20 protein-coding genes are annotated in these 25,245 nt (G+C 68.5%); 15 read left to right on the top strand and 5 right to left on the bottom strand.

All coding sequences use genetic code 11. The annotated features are described in order from the left end of the window. The first annotated feature begins 20 nt into the window (after positions 1 to 20). Complete coding sequence (gene purH, locus ABL844_RS27660) at positions 21 to 1,628, top strand: bifunctional phosphoribosylaminoimidazolecarboxamide formyltransferase/IMP cyclohydrolase (RefSeq protein ID WP_418129665.1); 1,608 nt, start codon at positions 21 to 23, stop codon at positions 1,626 to 1,628. A 104-nt stretch (positions 1,629 to 1,732) separates the two neighbouring features. Here purH and ABL844_RS27655 read toward each other — a convergent pair whose 3' ends face one another. From ABL844_RS27655 to thiD, 3 genes are all read right to left on the bottom strand, one after another. Continuing rightward, positions 1,733 to 2,212, bottom strand: a complete 480-nt coding sequence (locus ABL844_RS27655) for a hypothetical protein (RefSeq protein WP_418129664.1) — start codon at positions 2,210 to 2,212, stop codon at positions 1,733 to 1,735. 6 nt (positions 2,213 to 2,218) lie between these two features. Continuing rightward, positions 2,219 to 3,505 (bottom strand): glutamate-1-semialdehyde 2,1-aminomutase, encoded by a 1,287-nt coding sequence (gene hemL / locus ABL844_RS27650; RefSeq protein ID WP_418129663.1) that lies wholly within the window; start codon positions 3,503 to 3,505, stop codon positions 2,219 to 2,221. A 102-nt stretch (positions 3,506 to 3,607) separates the two neighbouring features. Beyond that, a complete protein-coding gene (thiD, locus tag ABL844_RS27645; RefSeq protein ID WP_418129662.1) occupies positions 3,608 to 4,570 on the bottom strand; it encodes a bifunctional hydroxymethylpyrimidine kinase/phosphomethylpyrimidine kinase in 963 nt (320 codons plus the stop codon). Between the two features lie 111 nt (positions 4,571 to 4,681). Here thiD and ABL844_RS27640 point away from each other — a divergent pair, with 111 nt between their 5' ends. The 6 genes from ABL844_RS27640 to ABL844_RS27615 all read left to right on the top strand — a co-directional run bounded on the left by ABL844_RS27640 (position 4,682) and on the right by ABL844_RS27615 (position 15,029). Further along, a complete protein-coding gene (locus ABL844_RS27640) occupies positions 4,682 to 4,852 on the top strand; it encodes a rubredoxin (RefSeq protein WP_007838397.1) in 171 nt (56 codons plus the stop codon). Positions 4,853 to 4,936: 84 nt separating this feature from the next. Then, positions 4,937 to 5,335, top strand: coding sequence for a response regulator (locus tag ABL844_RS27635; protein WP_093205631.1), 399 nt, complete (start codon positions 4,937 to 4,939; stop codon positions 5,333 to 5,335). Further along, positions 5,335 to 5,700 carry a response regulator gene (locus tag ABL844_RS27630; RefSeq protein ID WP_093304503.1) on the top strand — a complete coding sequence of 122 codons (366 nt, stop codon included), beginning with the start codon at positions 5,335 to 5,337 and terminating at the stop codon, positions 5,698 to 5,700. The genes ABL844_RS27635 and ABL844_RS27630 overlap by 1 nt, the downstream gene beginning before the upstream one ends. Positions 5,701 to 5,719: 19 nt before the next feature. Further along, positions 5,720 to 6,253, top strand: a complete 534-nt coding sequence (locus tag ABL844_RS27625; protein ID WP_126023626.1) for a chemotaxis protein CheW — start codon at positions 5,720 to 5,722, stop codon at positions 6,251 to 6,253. Positions 6,254 to 6,295: 42 nt separating this feature from the next. Continuing rightward, positions 6,296 to 8,605 carry a methyl-accepting chemotaxis protein gene (locus ABL844_RS27620; RefSeq protein ID WP_418129661.1) on the top strand — a complete coding sequence of 770 codons (2,310 nt, stop codon included), beginning with the start codon at positions 6,296 to 6,298 and terminating at the stop codon, positions 8,603 to 8,605. A 184-nt stretch (positions 8,606 to 8,789) separates the two neighbouring features. Next, positions 8,790 to 15,029 carry an Hpt domain-containing protein gene (locus ABL844_RS27615; RefSeq protein WP_418129660.1) on the top strand — a complete coding sequence of 2,080 codons (6,240 nt, stop codon included), beginning with the start codon at positions 8,790 to 8,792 and terminating at the stop codon, positions 15,027 to 15,029. A 74-nt stretch (positions 15,030 to 15,103) separates the two neighbouring features. Here the strand turns inward: ABL844_RS27615 and ABL844_RS27610 are convergent, their stop codons facing one another. Further along, positions 15,104 to 16,603, bottom strand: coding sequence for a cryptochrome/photolyase family protein (locus tag ABL844_RS27610; protein WP_418129659.1), 1,500 nt, complete (start codon positions 16,601 to 16,603; stop codon positions 15,104 to 15,106). Between ABL844_RS27610 and ABL844_RS27605 the strand changes: the two genes are divergently transcribed. From ABL844_RS27605 to ABL844_RS27580, 6 genes are all read left to right on the top strand, one after another. Then, a complete protein-coding gene (locus ABL844_RS27605; protein ID WP_301506141.1) occupies positions 16,604 to 17,203 on the top strand; it encodes a YqgE/AlgH family protein in 600 nt (199 codons plus the stop codon). A gap of 124 nt (positions 17,204 to 17,327) precedes the next feature. Further along, a complete protein-coding gene (gene ruvX, locus ABL844_RS27600; RefSeq protein WP_418117947.1) occupies positions 17,328 to 17,759 on the top strand; it encodes a Holliday junction resolvase RuvX in 432 nt (143 codons plus the stop codon). A gap of 139 nt (positions 17,760 to 17,898) precedes the next feature. Then, on the top strand, positions 17,899 to 18,399 hold the full coding sequence (gene pyrR, locus ABL844_RS27595) for a bifunctional pyr operon transcriptional regulator/uracil phosphoribosyltransferase PyrR (RefSeq protein WP_126023621.1): 501 nt from the start codon (positions 17,899 to 17,901) through the stop codon (positions 18,397 to 18,399). Further along, positions 18,400 to 19,362, top strand: coding sequence for an aspartate carbamoyltransferase catalytic subunit (locus ABL844_RS27590; protein WP_019656265.1), 963 nt, complete (start codon positions 18,400 to 18,402; stop codon positions 19,360 to 19,362). A 139-nt stretch (positions 19,363 to 19,501) separates the two neighbouring features. After that, entirely contained in the window at positions 19,502 to 20,788 is a 1,287-nt protein-coding gene (locus ABL844_RS27585) for a dihydroorotase (RefSeq protein WP_418129658.1), read from the top strand. 17 nt (positions 20,789 to 20,805) lie between these two features. Beyond that, positions 20,806 to 21,552 carry a lysophospholipid acyltransferase family protein gene (locus ABL844_RS27580; protein WP_126023619.1) on the top strand — a complete coding sequence of 249 codons (747 nt, stop codon included), beginning with the start codon at positions 20,806 to 20,808 and terminating at the stop codon, positions 21,550 to 21,552. A gap of 77 nt (positions 21,553 to 21,629) precedes the next feature. Here ABL844_RS27580 and ABL844_RS27575 read toward each other — a convergent pair whose 3' ends face one another. Continuing rightward, positions 21,630 to 22,427, bottom strand: a complete 798-nt coding sequence (locus tag ABL844_RS27575) for an IclR family transcriptional regulator (protein WP_126023618.1) — start codon at positions 22,425 to 22,427, stop codon at positions 21,630 to 21,632. A 186-nt stretch (positions 22,428 to 22,613) separates the two neighbouring features. On the opposite strand from ABL844_RS27575, the gene ABL844_RS27570 reads away from it, so the two are divergent. Both ABL844_RS27570 and ABL844_RS27565 read left to right on the top strand, forming a co-directional pair. Next, positions 22,614 to 24,374: an FAD-dependent oxidoreductase gene (locus ABL844_RS27570; protein WP_418129657.1), complete on the top strand. Its 1,761-nt coding sequence runs from the start codon at positions 22,614 to 22,616 to the stop codon at positions 24,372 to 24,374. Between the two features lie 41 nt (positions 24,375 to 24,415). Beyond that, a complete protein-coding gene (locus tag ABL844_RS27565) occupies positions 24,416 to 25,192 on the top strand; it encodes an SDR family NAD(P)-dependent oxidoreductase (RefSeq protein ID WP_126023616.1) in 777 nt (258 codons plus the stop codon). Positions 25,193 to 25,245 lie beyond the last annotated feature (53 nt).

The following is a 25,245-nucleotide window of genomic DNA, read 5'->3' as shown; positions in this document are numbered from 1 at the left end:
ACAACTCCCCGGCATATCCAATGGCCCAGACCGCACTCATCTCCGTTTCCGACAAGACCGGCATCCTCGAATTCGCCCAGGCGCTGCATGCGCTGGGCATCAAGCTGCTGTCCACCGGCGGCACTGCCAAGCTGCTCGCCGACGCGGGCCTGCCCGTCACCGAGGTGGCCGACCACACCGGCTTTCCCGAAATGCTCGACGGCCGCGTGAAGACGCTGCATCCGAAGATCCACGGCGGCCTGCTCGCGCGCCGCGACCTGCCCGCGCACGTCGCGGCCATCCAGCAGCACGGCATCGACACCATCGACCTGCTGGTGGTCAATCTGTACCCCTTCGAGGCCACGGTGGCCAAGCCCGGCTGCACGCTGGAAGACGCGATCGAGAACATCGACATCGGCGGTCCGGCCATGGTGCGCAGCGCGGCCAAGAACTGGAAGGACGTGGGCGTGCTCACCGACTCCTCGCAGTACGCCGTGGCGCTGGCCGAGCTGAAGGCGAACGGCAAGCTCAGCGACAAGACCAAGTTCGCGTTCTCGGTGGCCGCGTTCAACCGCATCGCCGACTACGACGGCGCGATCAGCGACTACCTCTCGGCCATCGACTTCGACGCCAGCATCGGCCAGCCCGCTCCCAAGCGCTCGCTCTTCCCCGCGCAGAGCAACGGCCGCTTCGTGAAGGTGCAGGACCTGCGCTACGGCGAGAACCCGCACCAGCAGGCCGCGTTCTACCGCGACCTGCATCCGGCGCCCGGCTCGCTCGTTTCGGCGAAGCAGCTGCAGGGCAAGGAGCTGAGCTACAACAACATCGCCGATGCCGACGCGGCATGGGAGTGCGTGAAGAGCTTCGACGTGCCTGCCTGCGTGATCGTGAAGCACGCCAACCCCTGCGGCGTGGCCATCGGCAAGGACGCGGCCGAGGCCTATGCCAAGGCCTTCAAGACCGACCCGACTTCGGCCTTCGGCGGCATCATCGCCTTCAATCGCCCGGTCGACGGCGCGACCGCGCAGGAGATCGCCAAGCAGTTCGTCGAAGTGCTGATGGCACCCGGCTACACGCCCGAGGCGCTCGAGGTGTTTCAGGCCACCAAGGCCAAGCTCAACGTGCGCGTGCTGGAAATCGCACTGCCCAAGGGTGGAACGACCGACTGGGACAACGGCCGCAACGCCATGGACGTCAAGCGCGTCGGCTCGGGCCTGCTGATCCAGACGGCCGACAACCACGAGCTCGCCGCCAGCGACCTCAAGGTGGTCAGCAAGAAGCAGCCCACGCCGCAGCAGCTGCAGGACTTGCTCTTCGCATGGAAGGTCGCCAAGTACGTGAAGAGCAACGCGATCGTCTTCTGCGCCAACGGCATGACCATGGGCGTGGGTGCAGGCCAGATGAGCCGCCTCGATTCGGCACGCATCGCCAGCATCAAGGCCGAGCACGCCGGCCTCTCGCTGAAGGACACGGCCGTGGCCAGCGACGCCTTCTTCCCGTTCCGCGACGGCCTCGACGTGGTGGTGGACGCGGGCGCGAGCTGCGTGATCCAGCCGGGCGGCTCGATGCGCGACCAGGAAGTCATCGACGCTGCCGACGAGCGCGGCGTGGTGATGGTGCTGTCCGGCGTGCGCCACTTCAGGCATTGACGCCCTTCCAGAACACCGCGGAACCGGCTTTGCCGGGCCGCAGGTGTTGCCCCCGGTAGGGGGTTGGCGAAGCGACACGAAGTGCGCGCAGCCTGGGGGCGAGCCTATTCCCCGAAGCGGTACTTCAGCTGGAAGGTGACGGCGCCGTACAGCCGGTTCTTGATCGTCGGCACATAGGCGATGTTGAGGCCCCAGTTCTTGCCTTCGATGGCGGCCACCGGAAGGATGGCCGGGAACCAGTTGCCGTTGCGGTAGTTGGGATAGCCGTCGAAGCCGCCCACCACCGCACCGAACTTCACGCCGTAGAACTCGAAGGGCAGCGCATACAGCCCCACGTAGTTCGACTGCCGGCGGTCGCTGTTGCGGAAGGTGCCCGCGGTGACGCGGAAGGTGTCGTTCAGCGGGTACTCGAAGCCCAGGCCCTGGTTGACGTTCTCCAGGCCCTTGCCGCCGTCGAAGTGCGCCGAGTAGAAGCCGGGGTTGATCCAGATGTTCTTCGGATCGAAGGACGAATCCTGCGCCGCCGCGAAGCCGGGGATGAGAAGAGCGATGCTCAGGGCCGGCAGCGTGCGCAGGGAGTTCATGGTGGGCTAGGGTGTCCTGAAGATTTGTCGTGCGGCTTCGATGGTGGCGGCGATGTCGTCGTCGCTGTGTGCCGCGCTCACGAAGCCTGCTTCGTAAAGCGCGGGCGCAATATACACGCCGCGATCCAGCAGACCGTGAAACAACGCATTGAACTTCGCGTTGTCGGTTGTCATCACGGTGGCATAGTTCTGCGGCAGGTCCTTCATCAGGAAGAAGCCGAACATGCCCCCTTCGCTGTCGGCGTTGAAGGGCTGGCCTTCGGCCGCCGCGGCGGCCTTGAGCCCTTCGACCAGCGAGCGCGTCTTCTTGCCGAGCGCTTCGTAGAAGCCGGGCTTCGCGATCTCCTTCAGCGTGGCGAGACCGCAGGCCGTGGCCACCGGGTTTCCCGACAGCGTGCCCGCCTGGTAGACCGGCCCCAGCGGTGCGAGCTGCTCCATGATCGCGCGAGGGCCACCGAAGGCCGCGAGCGGCATGCCGCCGCCGATGACCTTGCCGAGCACCGTGAGGTCGGGCTTGATGCCCAGCACGCCCTGCGCGCCGTGCAGGCCCACGCGGAAGCCCGTCATCACCTCGTCGAACACCAGCAGGGCACCGTGCTGCGTGCAGAGTTCGCGGCAGCGGCGCGCGAACTCGGGCGCGGCGCGCACGAAGTTCATGTTGCCGGCGATCGCCTCGATCATCAGGCAGGCGATGTCCTTGCCGTGCAGCGCGAAGGCTTCCTCCAGCTGCTGCAGGTTGTTGTACTCGAGCACGATGGTGTGCTGCACCACCTCGGGCGGCACGCCGGCGGAGGTGGGGTTGCCGAAGGTGGCGAGGCCGGAGCCGGCCTTCACCAGCAGCGCGTCGGCATGGCCGTGGTAGCAGCCCTCGAACTTGACGATGCTCTTGCGGCCGGTGGCGCCGCGCGCCAGGCGCAGCGCGCTCATGGCGGCCTCGGTGCCCGAGCTCACGAGCCGCACCATCTCCATCGACGGCACCAGCGCGAGGATGGCCTCGGCCAGCTCGACCTCGCGCTCGGTCGGCGCGCCATACGAGAAGCCTTCGACCACGGCCTTCTGCACCGCCTCGACCACCGCTGGGTGGCCGTGGCCCAGGATCATCGGGCCCCAGGAGCCGATGTAGTCGATGTAGCGCTTGTCGTTGGCGTCCCAGAAATAGGCGCCCTGGGCGCGCTGGACGAAGCGGGGCGTGCCGCCCACGGCCTTGAAGGCGCGCACGGGCGAGTTCACGCCGCCGGGAATCACGGCGCGGGCGCGCTCGAAAAGAATGTCGTTGCGATCAGTACTTGGCATCGGGACTCAGCAGAGGTTTTCAGTGGGGGCCGCCGCGCACGGCCGCCCCGGTAGGGGCGAAGCGACACGGAGTGCGCGCAGCCTTGGGGGCGAGCAACATTTTCAGTGCCGGGTGTCGTGCGGGGGCAGGGCGAAGTCCGGCGGGGCGTCGGGATCGTCGTCGCCTTCCTCCGGCTCGGGCTCGGCCCAGAAGAGGCGATCGGGCAGCACGTGGCCCATGCCCGGCCGGAAGCCCGCGTCGAGGCAGCGGTCCATGTAGGCCAGCGCTTCCGTGGTCGCTGCCACGAGGTCGGTGCCGCTGGCGAGCAGGGCGGCCAGCGCGGCCGACAGGGTGTCGCCCGCGCCCGCGAAGACGGCCTCGAGCCGCTCGTACTTCTCGCTGGCGAGCACCGACTGCGGCGAGGCCAGCACGTTGTCTATGAACTGGTCGGGCAGCATCAGGCCGGTGACCAGCGTGTAGGGCACGCCGAACTCGCCGGCGGCCTTGGCGATGTCGCGCGCGCCGGGCGGACGGTCGCCGTTCCAGTCCGGAAGCAGCCAGCGCCACAGGGTACTGTGGTTTCCAACCAACACTGTCGTCTGAGGCAGGACGAGCTCGCGAAAAGCGTCCAGATAGGGCTCGATCAGGTTCTCGTCCCACCAGGAAAGGTTGGGCATGTAGGCCACCACGGGCACCTCCGGATAGTCGGCGGCGGTTTCCGCGATGGTGCTCAGCGCCTCGGTGGTGCCGGCGAAGCCAACCTTGATCAGCTGTACCTCCACGTCCTCCAGGATGGCGCGCGCCTGCTCGGCGATGGCCTCCTCGTCGAGGGGGAAGTGATCGAAAATCTCGGCTGTGTCCCGGGCGTAGGCGCCCGTGACGACGGGCAGGATGTGTGCGCCTACCGACCCCATGGCCAGGGCATCGGCGCCCAGCCCGCCCGCACCGCTGGGATCGCTGGCATTGAACACCAGCACGCAGGGGGGATTCAGGTCGTGCTCGGCCGGCTCGCCGGCATCCTGCGAGGGGTCGTTAAGATCGCCCGGTTTGCGGGCGTCGTCTGCTGGAAGTAAGTAGATGGTCATACGCCGTGCGGAATCCTCTGGATGGTGGCATAGGCGCGACGTTTACAGTCTGCCAGAGAGATACGCATAGATACACTCGTTGCATTTAATGAACAAGGACTTTAAGCTCCGATGAACACGAAAACTTGGATGTGCCTGATTTGTGGGTGGATCTATGACGAAGCGGTTGGTGTACCGGAAGATGGCATCGCGGCAGGCACGGCCTGGGCCGATGTTCCGATGAACTGGACCTGTCCTGAGTGCGGTGCGCGCAAGGAAGACTTCGAAATGGTTGAAATCTGAAAGCATGGCATAGATAGAGCTACGCGGTCTGCGTCGATGTTCGGCGCGGCGGGCTTCCAAGTCTCATGAGCAGGAGCGTTTGCAATGGGCCCGAATGGATCTGGTTACAAGGTGCTTGTCATTGACGACAGCAACACCATCCGGCGCAGTGCCGAGATTTTTCTGAAGCAGGGTGGGCACGAGGTTCTTCTCGCCGAAGACGGCTTCGACGCGCTCTCCAAGGTTAACGACCACAAGCCGCATCTGATTTTCTGCGACATCCTGATGCCGCGCCTGGACGGCTACCAGACCTGCGCCATCATCAAGCGCAACGCCCACTTTTCCAACGTCCCGGTCGTCATGCTGTCGTCGAAAGACGGTGTATTCGACAAGGCACGCGGCCGCATGGTCGGTTCCCAGGACTACCTGACCAAGCCTTTCACCAAAGACCAGCTGCTGCAGGCCGTGCAGCAGTTTGGCACCGTTCAACAGGAAGTGCAGTAATGCCCATTCGAAAAATCCTCGTCGTCGACGACTCCAAGACGGAACTGGTGTTCCTGTCCGACCTCCTCCAGAAGAACGGCTTCGCCGTCAAGACGGCCGAAAACGCCGACGACGCCATGCGCCGCCTCGAGGAAGAGCACCCCGACCTGATCCTCATGGACGTGGTCATGCCCGGCCAGAACGGCTTCCAGCTCACGCGCGCCATCGCCCGCGACCCGAAGTACGCCGCGATCCCGATCATCCTGTGCACCAGCAAGAACCAGGAGACCGACCGCGTCTGGGGCATGCGCCAGGGCGCGCGCGACTACATCGTGAAGCCGGTCAACGCCGCCGACCTGATGTCCAAGATCAGCGCCCTGAACTGAGCGAAAGCCTGCCGAGTCCATGGCGAATCGCGATGCTCTGAGAGCCTTCCAGTCCCGGCTGGCGAGCCGCCTGCAGGCCGCTCGCACGACGGGGGTGGCTGCCACCTGGCTGGCGGTCGAGGCCGGCGAGGGCAAATACCTCTTTCCGCTGGGACACGCCGGCGAGATCTTTCCCTGGACGCCGCCGCAGCCCGTGCCCTACACGCAGCCGTGGTTCCTCGGCGTTGCCAACCTGCGCGGCGGCCTCTACGGCGTCGTGCAGCTTGCGGCGTTCGCCACCGGCGTTCCTGTCGCGCTGGCCGCCACCGAGGCGGCGCGCATCCAGTCGCGGCTCGTTGCTTTCAACGAGCTGCTCGAAGTCAACTGCGCTTTGCTGGTCGATCGACTGGCGGGGTTGCGGGGGGCGGAGGCCTTCACGGCATCCGAGCCTCCTGGCGCAGAAGCACCTGCCTGGCACGGGCATCTGTTTACCGATGCAGCGGGGGAGCGCTGGCAGGAAGTCAACCTGCAGGCGCTTTCGCAGCAACCCCAGTTTTTGAGCATTGGTGCGTAGTGCCGCCGCACGCCGTACCGGAAACCACCTGAAGGACCGACCGTGAGCTCGATCGCCGACAAGTTCAAGAAATTACTGCCCGTGAACAACGGGAACGACAAGGCCCGCGTCGATGGCTCCGGTTCGATATCGCTCGACGATGTCGATACCGTCCAGGTTCCGGACGAGAAAACCGTGCGCCTCGCCAGGAAGGGCTCCGCGGCCCCCGACACCAGCTTCGGCGACGTCGACCTGCCCGGCGGCGGCGACGCAGCCAACGAGCCCGGCGCCGCGCCTGCCGAAGTCGCGTCCGACGCCACCGGCGGCCGCGCGGGCTCCAACCCCGCGAAGCAGCAGCGTATCCTGGCCATCATGCTGGCGGTCGTGGTGCTGCTGCTGCTGCTGGTCGCAGGCTCCGCAATTCTTCGCGCCGAACGCCTCGCGCAGCAGGTGGCGGCCACCGGCCAGTCGCTGATGCAGTCGCAGCGTCTCGCCAAGTCGATCTCGCAGGCCCTCGTGGGCAGCGCCTCGGCCTTCGTCGAAGTGAAGGACGCCGCGGACGACCTCACGCGCCGCGTGCAGGGCCTGACCAACGGCGACGACTCGCTGCGCCTGGAGCGCGTGGGCAACCAGTACGACGAGGAGATGAACAAGATCAATCCCCTCGTCACCCGTGCCGACGCCAGCGCCAAGGTCGTGCTGGCCCAGCGCCAGATCCTGACGCAGGTGGGTGCCGCTCTGCGCGACATCAACCAGCAGTCGTCCACGCTGCTCGAGATGACGGAAACCGTCGCCTCGCTGAAGATGCAGCAGAACGCCACGCTGCCTGAGATCTCGGCCGCCGGCCAGCTCGTGATGCTGACGCAGCGCATCGGCAAGTCGACCAACGAGTTCTTCACGGTCGAGGGTGTGAACCCGGACGCCGTGTTCCTGCTGGGCAAGGACCTGAACACCTTCCAGGAAACCACCCGCGGCCTGCTCGACGGCAATGCGCAGCAGCGCTTCCCCGGCTCGAAGGACCCGCAGACGCGCCAGCAGCTCGAAGCCATCCTGAAGACCTACGAACAGATGCGCACGCAGGCATCGGCCATTCTGGGCAACCTGCAGGGCCTGGTGGCCGCGCGCGAAGCGCAGGCATCGATCCTGACCGACAGCGAGCCGCTGCGCAAGTCGCTGGGCGACCTGCAGGAAAAGCTCTCCGCCCGCACCGGCCTGGGCGCCGGCACCATCGTGCTGCTGTTCGTGCTGTCGCTGGCCGCCCTGGCACTCGCCGGCGCCATCGGTTTCGTGCAGGTGCGCGAAGGCCGCGAACGCGCCGCCGTCGCCGAACGCGAGCGTCTGGCCGCCGAACAGGCTTCCGACGAAGCCAGCCGCGTGAACAACGCCAACCAGGCCGCCATTCTTCGGCTGATGAACGAACTGCAGACAGTGGCCGAAGGCGACCTGACGCAGGAAGCGACCGTGACCGAGGACATCACCGGCGCCATCGCCGACTCGGTGAACTACACGGTGGAAGAACTGCGACTGCTGGTGGGCAACGTGCAGAACACGGCAACCCGCGTGGCGCAGACGACGTCGCAGGTGGAAAACACCTCCACCGAACTGCTGGCGGCATCGACCGAACAGCTGCGCGAGATTCGCGAAACCGGCCAGTCGGTGCTGACCATGGCCGAGCGAATCAACGGCGTGTCCACCCAGGCGCAAGAGTCCGCCACCGTGGCGCGCCAGTCGCTGCAGGCTGCGTCGTCGGGTCTGCAGGCCGTGCAGAACGCCATCGGCGGTATGAACTCCATCCGCGACCAGATCCAGGAAACCTCCAAGCGGATCAAGCGCCTGGGCGAATCCTCGCAGGAGATCGGTGAAATCACGGAGCTGATCTCGGACATTACCGAACAGACGAACGTGCTGGCCCTGAACGCCGCCATTCAGGCAGCGTCCGCCGGTGAAGCCGGCCGAGGCTTCTCGGTGGTGGCGGAAGAAGTTCAGCGGCTGGCCGAACGCTCCGCGGACGCCACGCGCCAGATCTCGGCGCTGGTGAAGGCGATTCAGACCGACACGCAGGACGCGGTGGGCGCCATGGAGCGTTCCACGCAGGGTGTGGTCGAAGGGGCCAAGCTGTCCGACAACGCGGGTACCGCGCTGTCCGAGATCGACCGCGTGTCGCGCCGACTCGCTGACCTGATCGAGCAGATCTCGCAATCCGCCTCCCGCGAAGCCGATTCGGCCAACGTGGTGGCCGCGAACATCCAGCACATCTTCGCGGTGACGGAACAGACCGGAGAAGGTACGCGTACCACGGCACAGCAGGTGCGCGAACTCTCGCAGATGGCCGAAGAACTGCGCCGATCGGTTGCCCGTTTCAAGATTGCGTGATGACGCTCTCCCCCAGCCTTCGCGCACTTCGTGTCGCTGCGGCAGCCCCCTTCCGGGGGCAACACCGGCGGCCCGGCAAAGCCGGTTCCGCGGTGTTCCGTGAAGCGGCCGCGACGGCCTTGTGCATTCGGGGCGCATCGCGCCCATTGAAAAACTGACAGTCAAAGAACGGCGAGCACCCAACGTGTCGATTCAAACCCCTGCCACGGCCCCTCACGCCGGCAACACGCCGGTCACCGAAGACCTCGGGCCGCTGGCCTGGGTGCTGGGAGAAATCCAGAAATCCCTTGACGGTGTAGGCAAGTCGTTGCGGCGCTTCGTTCGCGAAGTGGATGCCGCCGCGTCCGAGCCCGAGGCCGGTCCGCTGCAGATGGCCCGCCAGCAGTTGCACCAGGCTGTGGGCGCGCTCCAGATGGTGGGGCATTCCTCGCCCGCGCTGGTGCTCGGCGCCATCGAGTTCGCGGTGCAGGGCTTCATCGCCGAGCCGCAGCGCTGCACCGAAGCCGCGGTGCTCAAGATCGAGCGTGCGGGCTTCGCCGTCACCGACTTCCTCGGCGCGCTGCTGGCCGGCAAGCCGGTGTCGTCGGTCGCGCTGTTTCCGCAGTACCGCGACGTCCTCGAACTGGTCGGCAACGAGCGCGTGCACCCGGCCGACCTGTGGAGCACCGCCTGGCGCTGGGTCGAGATCAAGCCCGCGGTCACGCAGGCTGCCGTCGCCTACGACCCGGCCGTGCGCTCGCGCCTCGACCGCGAGGTGCTGCAGCTCGTCAAGAGCGGCGACACGCAGGCCGCGCGCCGGCTGCATGCGCTGTGCCTGGGCCTCGGCCGCGGCGCGCTGCTGCCTCGCGTCTCCAGCTTCTGGACCCTGGCCGCGGGCTTTTTCGAGGCCCTGGCAGCGGGGCTGATCCAGCCCGACGCCTACGTCAAGCGCGCCGCCTCCCGTGTGCTGCTGCAATACGCCACGCTCGCGCGCGGCGACAGCCTCGTGTCCGACCGGCTGGGCCAGGACCTGCTCTTCTTCTGCGCGCAGGCCGTGCCCGCCGTGGGCGACGATGCCGCCACGCTGCGCACCGTGCGCACCGCCTGGGGCATCTCGGGCGAACAGCGCGTCGACTACAACGTCGAGCAGTTCGGCCGCTTCGATCCGCTCGTGCTGCAGCAAGCGCGCAAGCGTATCGAGACCGCCAAGGAAATGTGGTCGGCGCTCTCGGGCGGCGACATCACCCGCACCCGCCAGGTGGCGGACACCTTCGCGCAGCTGGGCGAATCGCTGCAGAAGCTGCATCCGCCGAGCCTGCCGATGGTGCAGGCCCTGACCCACGCGGTCGAGGCCTCCGTGCGTTCCGGCCAGGCGCCGGGTACCGAGCTCGCGATGGAAGTCGCCACCTCGGTGCTCTACCTCGAAGCCGCGCTCGAAGACCTCGACCCGAGCGATCCCCAGCTCACCGCCCGCACGCTGCAGCTCGCGGGCCGCATCGAGCGCGTGCGCGCCGGCGGCCACTCCGAGCCGCTCGAGCCGTGGATGGAGGACCTCTACCGCCGCGTGAGCGACCGCCAGACCATGGGCACCGTGGTCGACGAGCTGCGCAGCCACCTGAGCGAACTCGAGAAGTCGCTCGACCAGTATTTCCGCCGCCCGGCCGAAAAGGGCCTGCTGCGCACCGTGCCGACGCAGCTCATGCAGATGCGCGGCGTGTTCTCCGTGCTCGGCCTCGACCAGGCCGCGCTCACCGTCCAGCGCATGCGCGAGGACGTCGAGGCGATGCTCGTCAGCACCTCGCCGGCCGAGGAAATGGCCGGCTTCGACGCGCTGGGCAACAACCTCGGCGCGCTGGGCTTCCTGATCGACATGCTGGGCTACCAGCCCGCGCTGGCCAAGCGCCTGTTCGTGTTCGACGCCGACGCGGGCGAACTCAAGCCGCTGATGGGCCGCCAGGCTGCCGAGGCCGAGAGCGGCGAGGGCGCCGCCGCGGGCCAGGCGCCCGCCGCCGAGGCCGTGCTCAGCATCGAGGAAGTCGACGCGCAGATCGCCTCCAAGCTCGCGGCGCTCGCCGCGCCCAAGGCCAAGCCTTCGCCGATCGAGGAATTCAGCAAGAAGGCCGACAGCTGGACGCACAAGATCACCGGCCCGGCCGAGCTGCCCGACACCGAAGTCACCGAGCTCGAAGAAGACGACCTGCAGAACATCTTCCTCGAAGAGGCGCGCGAGGTCGTGCAGAACGGCCTGGCCGCCATCGAGGAACTCGGCAGCTACCCGGACGACACCGAGGAGCTCACGATCCTGCGGCGTGCCTTCCACACGCTCAAGGGAAGCTCGCGCATGGTCGGCCTCACCGAGTTCGGCGATGCCGCATGGTCGCTCGAACAGGTGCTCAACACCTGGCTGGCCGACCAGCGCCCCGCCACGCCGGCGCTGCTGGAAGGCACCGAACGCACGATGAAGGACTTCGGCCAGTGGGTCGAAGCCATCGCCGCGGGCTCCGCGCAGGGCTGGAAGTCCGCGCCGTTCAGCCGCGTGGCCAATGCATTGCTGGCCGGCGAGCCCGTGCCCCCGCCGGTGCGCGTGGCCGACGCGGAGGCCCTGGCGGTCGCCGCGCGCCACATCGCCGCCGAGGCGCCGATGTCCGCGCCCGCGCCGCTCGAAGTTCCCGCGCCAGTGGCGCCCGCACCGGTCGCGGCGGAACTGCCGCCCCTGCGCCTGCCCGACCTGCCGGACCTGTCGTTCACCACGCAGGCTCCGGCGCCCGTGCAGGCGCCTGCACCGGCCGCGGCCCCCGAGATCCCGCCGCTCCAGACCCTGGACTGGCAGGTGCCGGAGCCCGCGAAGGCCGGCACGCCCGAGGCCGACGACGATTTCACGTCGACCGACTTCATCGACTTCGATGCCAAGCCGCAGGCCGAAGAACCCGCGCCGCTGGTCCTGCCCAGCGGCGAGATGTTCGACTTCCTCGCGCCGCCCGCCAGGACGCCCGCGACCGTCGAACTCAAGCAGGAACCCGCCGAACTGGCGACTCCGCCGGCTCCCGCGGCCGAACCCATCGCCGCCACCGTGCCCACCACCGCCGGCCTGCCCGATCTGCAATGGGAGCCCGAGCCGCTGCCCGTGCAGGCTGCGGAACCCGTCGTCGAGCCGGGGCAAGTTTCCGTTCCCGAAGTGGTCGAGGCGGTGGAAGCTCCGCTGCCGGTGGAAGAGCCGGTCGCCGTGCCCGAGCCGCAACTGGCGGTCGAGCCCGAAGCCGAACCCCAGCCTGCCCCGGTGGCTGCGGCCGAGGAAGCCCTCGTGCCCATCTTCGAGGCACCGGCCGCTCCCGCCGAGGCGCAGATCCTCGTCGCCGATGCGGTCGAGGCCCCGGCGCCGGAACCTGTGACGAGCGTCGAGGCGGCTCAGCCCGTCGAAGCCATCGAAGCCGCCGCTCCTGCAGTGCCGCAGGAAAGCGCCGACGACCAGGTCAAGGTCATCGGCCCGCTGCGCATCGGCATCCAGCTCTACAACGTCTACCTCAACGAGGCCGACGAATGGTCCCGCCAGCTCGCCACCGATGTCGGCGAGTGGGCGCTCGAGTCGCATGAGCGCATGCCCGACTCGACCATCGCGCTGGCCCATTCGCTGGCCGGCAGCTCGGCCACCGTCGGCTTCCACAGCCTGTCGGGCATGGCCCGCCTGTTCGAGGCCGCGCTGCAGCACCTGCAGATGCAGGGCAGCGGCACGCGCGAGCAGGGCACGGTGCTGGTGGCCGCGGCCGACGAACTGCGCCGCCTGCTGCACCAGTTCGCCGTCGGCCTGCTGCGCGATCCGGCGGAAGGCACGCTGCAGGCGCTGCGCGACATCGCCAACTCGCCGATGCCCACCGAAGTGGCCATGCGCGCCGAAGCCCGTCCGCTGCCGCAGGTGGTGGTCAGCGAGCCGGTCGCCGACGTGGCGCTGGACGATTCCGAAGACGCCATCGACCTGGCCGACGCGGTCGACGTCGACCTGTTCCCCATCTTCGAGGAAGAGGCGGCCGAACTGCTGCCCCAGCTCGGCGAAGCGCTGCGCCAGTGGGCGCACCACCCCGACGACAGCGCGCCGCGTGCCTCGGTGCTGCGCACGCTGCACACGCTCAAGGGCAGCGCGCGGCTGGCCGGCGCCATGCGCCTGGGCGAGCGCGCGCACCGCATGGAGTCCGAGATCGAGGTCCTGGGTTCCCAGGGCGCCGAGCGGGCCGACATCGAGAAGCTGCTGATGCGCCTCGACACGCTGCAGGCCACCTTCGACGCGCTGCGCGCGGCCGACGACGCCACGCAGGTCGAGCTGGCCCAGATCGTGGCCGCGGCCACCTCGGCGGCGCCCGTCACCGTCGCATCCCAGGCGCCCGAAGCCGGCGTGCCGGCGAACGACGAGACCGCCGCCTCCGTGGCGAGCCTGGACGACCAGCCCGCCGCCGAAGCCGCTGCGGCTCCCGAAGCGGCAGCGGCCGACGCCCCCGCCACGCTGCAGCCGCGCCCCGCGCCAGCCGCCCTGGTGGCACCGCTGCGTGCCGCGACCGGCCAGGCGGTGCGCATCCGCACCCAGCTGCTCGACCGCCTGGTCGCGCAGACCGGCGAGGTCATCATCACGCGTTCGCGCCTGGAGGCCGAACTCGGCCAGCTGCGCGGCTCGCTGTCGGACCTCACGGGCAACCTGGACCGCTTGCGCCAGCAGCTGCGCGACATCGAAGTGCAGGCCGAAAGCCAGATGCAGTCGCGCCTCGCGCAGGCCAAGGACTCGCAGCAGAGCTTCGACCCGCTGGAGTTCGACCGATTCACCCGCGTGCAGGAGCTCACGCGCATGATGGCCGAGTCGGTGAACGACGTGGCCACCGTGCAGCGCACCCTTCAGAAGACGGTGCAGGCGACGGAAGACGACCTCAGCGTGCAGGCGCGCCAGACGCGCGAACTGCAGCGCGGCCTGCTGCGCACGCGAATGGTGGAGTTCGAAGGCATCTCCGACCGCCTCTACCGCGTGGTGCGCCAGGCCTCGAAGGACACCGGCAAGCAGGTGCGTCTGGACATCGTCGGCGGTTCCATCGAAATGGACCGCGGCGTGCTCGACCGGATGACGCCTGCCTTCGAGCACCTGCTGCGCAACTGCGTGGCCCACGGCATCGAGGATTCGGCCGTGCGCGAGAAGGCCGGCAAGGACGCCAGCGGCCTGATCGTCATCGACCTGCACCACGAAGGCAACGACGTGTCGGTGAGCTTCCGCGACGACGGCGCCGGCCTCGACCACAAGCGCATCGCCGAGCGTGCCCGCACGCTGGGCCTGCTGGGCGCCGACCAGGAACTCACGGCCGAAGAGGCCACCGAGCTGATCTTCAAGCCCGGTTTCTCGACGGCGGGGCAGGTTTCCGAACTCGCCGGCCGCGGCATCGGCATGGACGTGGTGCGCGCGCAGATCGCGGCGCTCGGCGGCCGCATCGAGACGCACAGCACCCAGGGCCAGGGCACCACCTTCAAGCTGGTGCTGCCACTGACCACCGCCGTGACGCACGTGGTGATGCTGCGCGCGGGTGAGGTGTCCATCGGCGTGCCGTCGAACCTGGTGGAACTGGTGCAGCGCGTGGGCTCGACCGACCTCGAGGCCGCCTACCTGAACAACAGCCATCCCTTCGGCAGCGAGCACGTGCCGTTCTACTGGACCGGCGCGCTGCTGCAGGCGTCCACCCGCAGCGAGCACGGCCTGGCCAAGAACAACACCATCGTGGTCGTGCGAAGCGCGGCGCAGCGCGTCGCCCTGCACGTGGACGAAGTGCTGGGCAACCAGGAAGTCGTGGTGAAGAACCTCGGCCCGCAGCTGGCGCGGCTGCCTGGCCTGGCCGGCATCTCGGTGCTGGCCTCGGGCGCGGTGGCGCTGATCTACAACCCGGTGGCACTGGCCGCGGTGCATGGCGAGCAGGCGCGCGAGCGCCAGGCCGCAGCCGCGATCGCGGCAACCTCGGCGGCGCAGGCCGCGACCGCTGCGGTCGAGCACGGCGCACCGCAGGAGCCGTCGCAGGCGCTGGCGCCGGTGGTGCCGCAGATCCCGCTGGTGCTGGTGGTGGACGACTCCATCACCGTGCGCCGCGTCACGCAGCGCCTGCTGCAGCGCGAAGGCTATCGCGTGTCCCTCGCGGCCGACGGCCTGCAGGCGCTCGAACGGTTGCAGCAGGAACGCCCGGCGGTGGTGCTGTCGGACATCGAGATGCCGCGCATGGACGGCTTCGACCTGGCCCGCAACATCCGCGCCGACGCGGCCCTGGCCGAGCTGCCGATCATCATGATCACCTCGCGCATCGCCGAGAAGCACCGCGACTACGCGCGCACGCTGGGCGTGAACCACTACCTCGGCAAGCCGTACTCGGAAGAGGAGCTGCTGCGCCTGGTGCGGGCGTACACGAGCGAACCGGCGCTGGCGGCTGCCGCCTGACGCGCCGCGCTCCATCAAAGAAAAGGGCCTTCTCGAAGGCCCTTTTCTTTTTCCGGTTCTTTCTATTTCTATTTCTACTTCTGCAGCGCCTTCGCCCGCGCCACCCCGTAGCGCTGCAGCGTCTTCTCGCGCGCCTCGGCGTGGTCGACCACCGGCTTCGGGTAGGTCTCGCCGAGCTTGATGCCGGCGGCCTCCAGCTCCACCGGCGAGGCCAGCCACGGCGCATGGATCGCCGTGTTCGACAGCCCCGCCAGCTGCGGCAGGTAGCGGCGGATGAACTTGCCCTCGGGGTCGAAGCGCTCGCTCTGCGTGACCGGGTTGAAGATGCGGAAGTAGGGCTGGGCGTCGCAGCCGCTGGAGCTGGCCCACTGCCAGCCGCCGTTGTTCGAGGCCAGCTCGAAGTCGTTCAGGTGCAGCGCGAAGTAGGCCTCGCCGCGGCGCCAGTCCAGCCCCAGGTCCTTGCACAGGAAGCTCGCGGCCACCATGCGCAGGCGGTTGTGCATGTAGCCGCTCTGGTTGATCTGCAGCATGGCGGCGTCCACCAGCGGATAGCCGGTGCGGCCGTTGCACCAGGCGTCGAAGAGCTGGTCGGCGTGCTTGCCGTGGTGCCACTGAATCTTGTCGTACTCGGGGCGGAAGCTCTTCGACTCGCCGCCCTGGTGCACGTGCGGGAAGTGCGCCAGGATCTGGAAGTAGAAGTCGCGCCAGATGAGCTCGCTCAGCCAGGTCGCCGCACCCGTGTTGCCCTGCAGCGAGAGCTGGTGCGACACGCTGGCCAGCTGCCGGATCGACACCGTGCCGAAGCGCAGGTGGATGCCCATGTAGCTGGGGCCGCGCACTGCGGGGAAGTTGCGCGCCTCGTCGTAGCGGTCGATGCGCTCGAAGAAGTCCTCGAAGAGCTTGCCGGCGCCGCTGGTGCCGGTGGGGATCTCCAGCGCCGACAGGTTGGTCTTCTCGAAGCCGATCTCGTGCAGCGTGGGCACCGGATCGCCCCAGCCCTGGGGCGAGGGGGCGAGCGCATCGGCGTGGTTGCGCACCGGGTACGACTTCAGGAAGAAGGCGTCGAGCTTGGCCAGCCAGGCCCGCTTGTAGGGCGTGAACACCGTGTAGGGCTGGCCGGTCTTGGTCATGACCTCGTCGCGGTCGAAGACGGTCGAGTCCTTGTAGGTGTGGAAGGTCACGCCGGCATTGGCCAGCGCGCCGAAGACCTTGGCGTCGCGCTCCAGCGCGTCGGGCTCGTCGTCGCGGTTGGCGAAGACCGCCTGCACCTCCAGCTCGCGGGCCAGTGCCGGGATCTCCTGCGCCGCCACCGCGTGCCGCACGATCAGCCCGCCGCCCAGCGCGCGCAATTCGGCCTCGAGCTCCACCAGCGATTCGCGGATGAATTCGACCCGGCGGTCGGCCGTGGGAAGGGCGTCCAGGATCGCCTTGTCGAACACGAAGACGCACAGCACCTGACGGCAGGCCCGCAGCGCCCGGTAGAGGGCGGCGTTGTCGTCCACGCGGAGGTCGCGGCGGAACCACATGAGCCCTTTGGGATAGGTCTTGTCGACGGCCAGTAAAATCGGAGGCATATGGCCGCCGATTCTGCCCCGATGAACCTCACGCATCACTTTTTGATAGCGATGCCCGGGATGGAAGACAAAACTTTCAACCGCAGCGTCGTGTACCTCTGCGAACACAGCGAGCGCGGCGCGCTCGGCCTGGTGATCAACAAGCCCAGCGACATCAACCTCAAGGTGCTGTTCGAGAAGATCGAGCTGCACCTGGCCCGCCCGGAGCTGGGCGAGGCCCCCGTATTCCAGGGCGGCCCGGTGCAGACCGAGCGCGGCTTCGTGCTGCACGAGCCGGTCTTCGCTCAGGCCGAGAAGCCCGAGGAATCCGTCTACGCCTCGACCATGACCATCCCCGGCGGGCTCGAGATGACCACTTCCAAGGACGTGCTGGAGGCCCTGGCCACCGGCGCGGGTCCGCGCAAGGTGCTGGTTTCCCTGGGCTATGCGGCCTGGGGCGAAGGGCAGCTCGAATCCGAGCTGGCCGAGAACAGCTGGCTCACCGTGGGCGCCGACCCGGCCGTGATCTTCGACACCCCGATCGAGCAGCGCTACGACAAGGCGCTGATGCTGCTGGGCCTGGAGGCCTGGAAGCTCTCTCCCGACGCCGGACACGCATGATGAACTCGGCTCACCCCCAGGCTGCGCGCACTTCGTGTCGCTTCGCCAACCCCCTTCCGGGGGCGGGCCGGCCGCTTCGGGCGGCCGTGCGCGGCGGCCCCCTGTCCCTGTGACTGGACCGGCGATGTCTGACAGTGCCCAGCCCCCGGCACCTGCAGTTGTTCCCGCCCATTTCCAGAGCTTCCTGGCCTTCGATTTCGGCCTGAAGCGCACGGGCGTGGCCAGCGGCAACCGGCTGCTGCGCACCGCCACGCCCCAGCCGACCATCAAGGCCGAGGGCGACGCGCGTTTCGCGCAGGTCGAGGCGCGCATCAAGGAATGGCAGCCCGACGCGCTGGTGATCGGCGTGCCCTGGCACCCCGACGGCGCCGCGCACGAGAACACCCGCCGCGCGCAGAAGTTCGCGCGCCAGCTGCGCGGCCGTTTCAATCTCCAGGTGTTCGAGGTCGACGAGCGCTACAGCACCACCGAGGCCTTGTCGTCAGGCGCCCGCGATGCCGACGCGGCATCGGCCTGCATCATCCTGGAGCAATTCCTCAGGAGTCTCCAGGAATGAGGCTCTCCCCCAGGCTTCGCGCACTTCGTGTCGCTTCGCCAACCCCCTCGCCGGGGGCAGCACCGGTGGCCCGGCAAAGCCGGTTCCACGGTGTTCCCCGAACTTTCCGTTTCCCTTGCCTTGCCGTGGAGCAATCATCGTGAGTTCTGTCGTTCCTGACGCCGAGGCGTTGTATCTCGACCTGCTGGCCGGCGTGAAGCCGCTAATGCGCCCCGAAACGAAGCTGGTCGGCATCACCTCCGGCGGCGCCTGGCTGGTCGAGCGGCTGCAGAAGGACCTGGGCCTGCCCGGCGCGCCCGGCATCATTTCGTCGGCGATGCATCGCGACGACTTCTCGCGCCGCGGCCTCTCGGCCAGCGTGCAGACCGCGCTGCCCTTCGACGTGAACGGCGCCGACGTGCTGCTGCTCGACGACGTGCTCTACACCGGCCGCACCATCCGCGCGGTGCTCAACGAGCTGTTCGACTTCGGCCGTCCGGCCAGCGTGCGCCTCGCGGTGCTGGTGGATCGCGGCGGCCGCGAGCTGCCCGTGGCCGCCGACTTCGCCGCCACTACGCTGGCACTGCCCGACACGCAACTGCTCGCCCTCGCACGCGCCAACGACGGTGCCTTCAGCCTCAAGGTGGAGGAGAACAAGTAAATGCTCTACAAGCGAAATCCCCAGCTCAACAAGAACGGCGAGCTGATCCACCTGCTGTCGATCGAGGGCCTGCCCAAGGACATCGTCACGCACATCCTCGACACGGCCGCCAACTTCACGAGCGTGAGCGACCGCGAGGTGAAGAAGGTGCCGCTCCTGCGCGGCAAGAGCGTGTTCAACCTGTTCTTCGAGAACAGCACCCGCACGCGCACCACCTTCGAGATCGCGGCCAAGCGCCTCTCCGCCGACGTCATCAACCTCGACATCGCGCGCTCCTCGGCCACCAAGGGCGAGTCGCTGCTGGACACCATCGCCAACCTGAGCGCCATGGCGGCCGACCTGTTCGTCGTGCGCCACAGCGAGTCGGGCGCGCCCTACCTGATCGCGCAGCACGTCGCGCCGCACGTGCACGTGGTGAATGCCGGCGACGGCCGCCACGCGCACCCGACGCAGGGGCTGCTCGACATGTACACGATCCGCCACTACAAGAAAGACTTCTCGAACCTCACGGTCGCCATCGTCGGCGACGTGCTGCATTCGCGCGTGGCGCGCTCCGACATCCACGCGCTCACCACGCTGGGCTGCGCCGAAGTGCGCGTGGTCGGCCCCAAGACGCTGGTGCCCGGCGACATGGCCGGCATGGGCGTGCGCGTGTGCCACACGCTCGAAGAGGGCATCAAGGACTGCGACGTGGTCATCATGCTGCGCCTGCAGAACGAACGCATGAGCGGCGCGCTGCTGCCCTCGTCGCAGGAGTTCTTCAAGACCTTCGGCCTCACGCAGGAAAAGCTGCAGCTGGCCAAGCCCGACGCCATCGTGATGCATCCGGGCCCCATCAACCGCGGCGTGGAGATCGACTCCGCCGTGGTCGACGGCAAGCAGAGCGTGATCCTTCCGCAGGTCACTTTCGGTATCGCGGTCCGGATGGCGGTAATGAGCATCGTCGCAGGTAACGAAGCATAGAAATGTTGCTCGCCCCCAGTCTTCGCGCACTTCGTGTCGCTTCGCCAACCCCCTGCCGGGGGCAACACCAGTGGCCCGGCGAAGCCGGTTCCACGGTGTTTCCCGAAAAGGCCATGACTGTCACTGGAAGTACAGACGCATGAACATCCACATCGCCAACGGCCGCGTCGTCGACCCCGCGTCGGGCATCGACAAGCAGGCCGACATCGCCATCGCCGACGGAAAGATCGCCGGCATCGGCGGCAGCATTCCGGCAGGCTTCAAGGCCGAACGCACCATCGACGCCACAGGCTGCATCGTCGCGCCGGGCCTCGTCGACCTCGCCGCGCGGCTGCGCGAGCCCGGCTATGAGCATGAAGGCATGCTCGAAAGCGAAATGGCCGCGGCCATCGCGGGCGGCGTGACCAGCCTCGTGTGCCCGCCCGACACCGACCCGGTGCTCGACGAGCCGGGCCTGGTCGAGATGCTCAAGTTCCGCGCCGAGAAGCTGCAGGCCGCGCGCCTCTTCCCGCTGGGGGCGCTCACGCGCGGCCTGGCCGGCGGCGTGCTGACCGAGATGGCCGAGCTCACCGAGGCCGGCTGCATCGGCTTCGGCCAGGCCGACGTGCCGCTGGGCGACACGCAGGTGCTGCAGCGCGCGCTCTCCTACGCCAGCACTTTCGGCTACACCGTGTGGCTGCGCCCGCAGGACCGCGACCTCGGCAAGGGCGTCGCCGCCAGCGGCCCGCTGGCCACGCGGCTGGGCCTGGCGGGCGTGCCTGTGTCGGCCGAGACCATCGCCATCTTCACCATCGTCGAGCTGATGAAAGCAACCGGCGCACGCGTGCACCTGTGCCGCATCTCCAGCGCCCGCGGCGTGGAGCTGGTGCGCCAGGCCAAGGCGCAGGGGCTGCCGATCACCTGCGACGTCAGCATCAACTCGCTGCACCTGGCCGACACCGACATCGGCTACTTCGACAGCCGCGCCCGCCTGAACCCGCCGCTGCGCCAGCAGGGCGACCGCGACGCGCTCTCGGCCGCGCTGGCCGACGGCACCATCGACGCGCTGGTGTCCGACCACACGCCGGTGGAGGCCGACGCCAAGACGTTGCCCTTCGCCGAGAGCGAGGCGGGCGCCACCGGGCTCGAGCTGCTGCTGCCGCTGGCGCTGCGCTGGGGCGAGCGCAGCGGCGCGGGCATCGCGCGCGCCATCGAGGTCGTCACCGCTGCGCCCGCGCGCCTGCTGGGCGCCACCGATGCGGGCGCCGGCATCGGCCGCCTGCAGCAAGGCGGCGTGGCCGACCTGTGCATCGCCGATCCCGCGCTCGAATGGCAGGTGGAGCCCGGCGCGCTCAGGAGCCAGGGCAAGCACACGCCCTTTGCCGGCTACCCGCTGCAGGGCCGTGCGCGCCACACGCTGGTGGCCGGCCGCATCGTCCACGGTTGAGAGGGGCCCGGGCGCCGATGCTTCATTCGCTGAAAGCCTGCTGGCGCTTGGCGCGCGCGGTGGCGCACGCGGCCTCGGGCTGGTGGACGATCCGCTTCACCTTCCCGAAGCTCACGCAGGCCGAGCGCAACGCGCGCGTGCAGGCGTGGTCGCGGCGCATGCTGGAGCTCATGGGCATCACGCTGGTGGTGCAGGGCACGCCGCCGCCCACGGGGCCGGTGCTGCTGATCTGCAATCACCTCTCGTGGCTGGACATCACGACCATCCATGCCGCGCGGCACGTGCGCTTCGTGTCGAAGTCGGACGTGAAGGGCTGGCCGCTGATCGGCACGCTGTCCAACGGCTCGGGCACGCTCTACATCGAGCGCGAACGCCGCCGCGACGCGCTGCGCGTGGTGCACCACATGACCGACGCGCTGCGCAACGGCGACCTGATCGGCGTGTTCCCCGAAGGCACGACCAGCGACGGCCGGGGCCTGCTGCCTTTCCACGCGAACCTGCTGCAGGCGTCGATCTCCTCGGGCGCGCCGGTGCTGCCCGCCGCGCTGCGCTTCGCCGACGCCGCCACCGGCGAGACCAGCCAGGCGCCGCGCTATATCGACGACGACAACCTCGTCGTCTCGCTGTGGAACACGCTGCGCGCGCCGCCGCTGCTGGCCATCGTGCGCTTCGGCGAGCCGCAGGACCCGCACGGCCGCGACCGGCGCGAATGGGCGCACTCGCTGCATGAAGACGTGCAGCAGCTGCGCCGCGAGACGCACTGACCGGCCGGAACCAAAAGAAAAAGGCGCTTCGTCGAAGCGCCTTTTTCTTTTGCCGGGAAGCCGGTGAAGACCCGCGATCAGGCCTGCTCGCCCGTAGGCACGAAGCCCAGCCGGCGCGAGATCTCCAGCGCGCAGGCCCTCAGCGGCACGGCCACGCGGCCGTCCCATTCGCGGTCGAAGGTTGCCTCGGGACCCATGGCGGTGATGCCCAGCACCAGGTTGTTGGTCGAGTCGAACACCGGCGCGCAGAAGGCGTCGATGCCCGGGATTGGCTGGCCCAGCGTGCGCGACATGCCGTGCAGGCGCGTCTCGACCAGCAGGGCCTCGATCTCGGCGCGCGACAGCTCGGCGGTGGCGCCGCGGCCGTCCGCGGGGCGGGTGCGCGCCAGGTCCTCCAGCATCATCTTCTCGACCACCTTGGGCGGCAGGTAGGCCGCGAAGAGCCGGCCCGTCGCGGTGTAGGCCAGCGACATGACGGTGCCGGTGCGCAGGTTCACGTGCAGCGGATGGATCGGCTCCTCCAGCCGCACCACCGTCGGCCCGAAGTTGCCCCAGACCGCCACCGCGATGCTCTGCTCGGTCTCCGAGGCGAGCTGCTCGATGAGTGGCGACGCCTCCTTGATCGGATCGAGCCGCTGCAGCTTGGCCAGCCCCAACTGCAGCGCCAGCGGGCCCAGCTCGTAGCGGCCCGCGCTGTCCTGCACCACGAAGCCGACCTTCAAAAAGCTGACGAGATAGGGGTGCGCCTTGCCGACGGGAACGCCCGCGGCCTTGCCCAGGTCGCGCAGCGCCATGGGCGCGACGTGGCGCCCGAGCGCCACCAGCAGTTGCGTTCCGATTTCGACGGACTGAATGCCACGTCTTGGCTTTTCCATGGGGCGCCCGGCGTGGGGAGTGAGAGTGGGGGCGAGTATAGCCATCAGGGTTTCTACTGATATTGTCGTATTCAATCGATGATGATTGAACATCTGATAGTAACGAAGAGACTTGACCATATCAACGTCGCTGCCTAAACTGCGCCGCAACTTAGGTCTTACACAAACACGCGAACAGGCAGAGACATGGAACAGAACACTTTCGAATGCGACGTGCTCGTCGTCGGCAGCGGCGCATCGGGCATGGCCACAGCGGTCACGGCGGCTTCGCAGGGGCTGAAGGTGCTGGTGGTCGAGAAGGAACCGCGCTTCGGCGGCACCACCGCGCGCTCGGGCGGCTGGCTGTGGATTCCGGGCACGCGCCTGGCCACGGAGCAGGGCATCCACGAGCCCGAGGGCGCCGCGCTCGAATACATGAAGCACGAGGCCACCACGCACTTCGACGCCGCGCGCGTCGGCGCCTTCCTGGAGATGGGCCCCAAGGCCATCGACTTCTTCACGCGCAACACCTGCGTGCAGTTCGACATGCCGGCCGTCTTCCCCGACTACCACGCCGAGGCGCCGGGCGGCCAGCAGGGCGGCCGCTCGATGGTCACGCGCCCGTTCGACGGCCGCGAGCTCGGCAAGCGTATCAAGCAGCTGGCGCCGCCGCTGCCCGAACTCACCGTGTTCGGGATGATGTTGGGCTCGGGCCCCGAGATCAAACACTTCATGCGGGCCTTCAAGTCGCCGACCTCGTTCTGGTACGTGACCAAGCGCCTGAGCCGCCACTTCCTCGACGTGCTGCGCCACGGCCGCGGCATGACGCTGACCAACGGCAATGCGCTGGCCGGCCGCCTGGCCAAGGCCGCGATGGACAAGAACATCCCCGTGTGGCTCTCGTCGCCGGTGAAGAAGCTGGTGGTCGAGTACGACGGCGTCTCCGGCGCGGTGGTGCAGCACGAAGGCCAGAACGTGCGCGTGGTCGCGAAGCGCGGCGTGGTGCTGGCCTGCGGCGGCTTCCCCTACGACGTGGAACGCCGCAAGCAACTCTTTCCGCATGCGCCCACCGGCCGCGAGCACTACTCGCCATCGCCTTCCACCAACACCGGCGACGGCCTGCGCCTGGCCGAGGCCGTGGGCGGCCGCGTCGACGGCACCATCCCGCATGCCGCGGCGTGGGTGCCCGCGTCGGTCACCACGCGCCCCGACGGCAGCAAGGGCGTGATGCCGCACTTCATCGACCGCGCCAAGCCCGGCGTGATCGCTGTCACCACCAAGGGCCGCCGCTTCACCAACGAAGGCAACTCGTACCACGACTTCGTGCAGGCGATGGTCAAGGCCTGCGAGGGCGAGCCCGAGGTCACGGCCTGGCTGTTGTGCGACCACAAGGCGCTGCGCGACTACGGCCTGGGCTGCGTCGCGCCCGCGCCGCTGCCCATCGGGCGGCACCTGAAGAGCGGCTACCTCAAGCGTGGCGCCACCGTCGGCGAGCTGGCCAAGGAACTCGGCATCGCGCCCGCCACGCTCGAAGCCACCGTGCAGGAGTTCAACAAGGGCGCGCGCACCGGCGACGACCCCGCCTTCGGCAAGGGCAGCAAGGCCTACAACCGCTACCAGGGTGACGCCAACATCACGCCCAACCCCTGCGTCGCGCCGCTGGAGAACGGTCCCTACTACGCCATCAAGCTGGTGATCGGCGACATCGGCACTTTCGCCGGCCTCGTCACCGACGAGAAGACCCGCGTGCTCGACGCCAACCGCCAGCCGATCAAGGGCCTCTACGCGGTGGGCAACGACGCCGCCAGCGTCATGGGCGGCAACTACCCCGGCGCCGGCATCACCCTCGGCCCGGCGCTGACCTTCGGCTATGTCGCCGGCCTGCAGGTCGCGCAGGCCGAAGCCAAGGCCACGGCGCAGCTGAAGGTGGAGCAGCGCGAGGCCGTGCCGGTCAGCCGCGCCGCCTGAGCGTCATACACCCACACATATATAGAGAGAAGGAGACACCGATGGCCTTTCCATCCACCGTCGCACCCCGCCTGCTCGAAGGCCGCCTGGCCTTCATTACCGGCGCGGGCCAGGGCAACGGCCGCGCGCTCGCGCTGGGCCTGGCGCAAGCCGGCGCGCGCGTGGTCGTCACCGACATGAACGACGCCACCGTGCGCGAGACCGCGCAGCTGGTGCGCGACGCGGGCGGCGAGGCCTGGTCCTTCGTGCTCGACGTGACTGCGCCCGAAGCCTGCCAGGCATTGGCCGAGCGCGTGGGCAAGGAGATCGGCAACGTCGACCTGCTGGTCAACAACGCCGGCATCATCATCCGCGAGAACACCAGCAGCCCCAACGCCGCTGCCAACTGGAAGAAGACCATCGACGTGAACGTGCACGGCACCTTCAACACCACGCTGGCCTTCATCCCGGTGCTCAAGCAGACGAAGGGCTCGATCATCAACATCGCCTCCATTGCCGCGTACGCGGGGCAGGGCGCGAGCCTGGGCTACTCGCCGTCGAAGGGCGCGATCAAGATGCTCACGCAGTCGCTCGCGCAGGAACTCGCGCCCGCTGGCGTGCGCGTCAACGCGCTGGCCCCCGGCGTGATCGAGACACCCATGACCGCCGCCACCCGCGAGAACCCGCAGCGCCTGGAGTCGTTCATGACGCGCATCCCCATGGGCCGCGTCGGCCAGACCGAAGACCTGGTGGGCCCGGTGATCTTCCTGGCCAGCGACATGTCGCGCTACGTCACCGGCATCGTGCTGCCGGTGGACGGCGGCTTCCTCGCCGTCTGAGCCCCCTTTTGTTTTTTTCCGCTTCCCCGTCCGTCAACCTCAGGAGACAAAAA

Source organism: Variovorax sp. 278MFTsu5.1 (assembly GCF_048305045.1).
Lineage (GTDB): Bacteria > Pseudomonadota > Gammaproteobacteria > Burkholderiales > Burkholderiaceae_C > Variovorax > Variovorax guangxiensis.
This window is presented reverse-complemented; position numbering and strand designations above follow the sequence as displayed.

Coding starts and splice junctions, on each gene's coding strand:
- purH (WP_418129665.1), top strand. CDS start 21: ATGGCCCAGACCGCACTCATCTCCGTTTCCGACAAGACCGGCATCCTC.
- ABL844_RS27655 (WP_418129664.1), bottom strand. CDS start 2,212: ATGAACTCCCTGCGCACGCTGCCGGCCCTGAGCATCGCTCTTCTCATC.
- hemL (WP_418129663.1), bottom strand. CDS start 3,505: ATGCCAAGTACTGATCGCAACGACATTCTTTTCGAGCGCGCCCGCGCC.
- thiD (WP_418129662.1), bottom strand. CDS start 4,570: ATGACCATCTACTTACTTCCAGCAGACGACGCCCGCAAACCGGGCGAT.
- ABL844_RS27640 (WP_007838397.1), top strand. CDS start 4,682: ATGAACACGAAAACTTGGATGTGCCTGATTTGTGGGTGGATCTATGAC.
- ABL844_RS27635 (WP_093205631.1), top strand. CDS start 4,937: ATGGGCCCGAATGGATCTGGTTACAAGGTGCTTGTCATTGACGACAGC.
- ABL844_RS27630 (WP_093304503.1), top strand. CDS start 5,335: ATGCCCATTCGAAAAATCCTCGTCGTCGACGACTCCAAGACGGAACTG.
- ABL844_RS27625 (WP_126023626.1), top strand. CDS start 5,720: ATGGCGAATCGCGATGCTCTGAGAGCCTTCCAGTCCCGGCTGGCGAGC.
- ABL844_RS27610 (WP_418129659.1), bottom strand. CDS start 16,603: ATGCCTCCGATTTTACTGGCCGTCGACAAGACCTATCCCAAAGGGCTC.
- ABL844_RS27605 (WP_301506141.1), top strand. CDS start 16,604: ATGGCCGCCGATTCTGCCCCGATGAACCTCACGCATCACTTTTTGATA.
- ruvX (WP_418117947.1), top strand. CDS start 17,328: ATGTCTGACAGTGCCCAGCCCCCGGCACCTGCAGTTGTTCCCGCCCAT.
- ABL844_RS27590 (WP_019656265.1), top strand. CDS start 18,400: ATGCTCTACAAGCGAAATCCCCAGCTCAACAAGAACGGCGAGCTGATC.
- ABL844_RS27585 (WP_418129658.1), top strand. CDS start 19,502: ATGAACATCCACATCGCCAACGGCCGCGTCGTCGACCCCGCGTCGGGC.
- ABL844_RS27580 (WP_126023619.1), top strand. CDS start 20,806: ATGCTTCATTCGCTGAAAGCCTGCTGGCGCTTGGCGCGCGCGGTGGCG.
- ABL844_RS27575 (WP_126023618.1), bottom strand. CDS start 22,427: ATGGAAAAGCCAAGACGTGGCATTCAGTCCGTCGAAATCGGAACGCAA.
- ABL844_RS27570 (WP_418129657.1), top strand. CDS start 22,614: ATGGAACAGAACACTTTCGAATGCGACGTGCTCGTCGTCGGCAGCGGC.
- ABL844_RS27565 (WP_126023616.1), top strand. CDS start 24,416: ATGGCCTTTCCATCCACCGTCGCACCCCGCCTGCTCGAAGGCCGCCTG.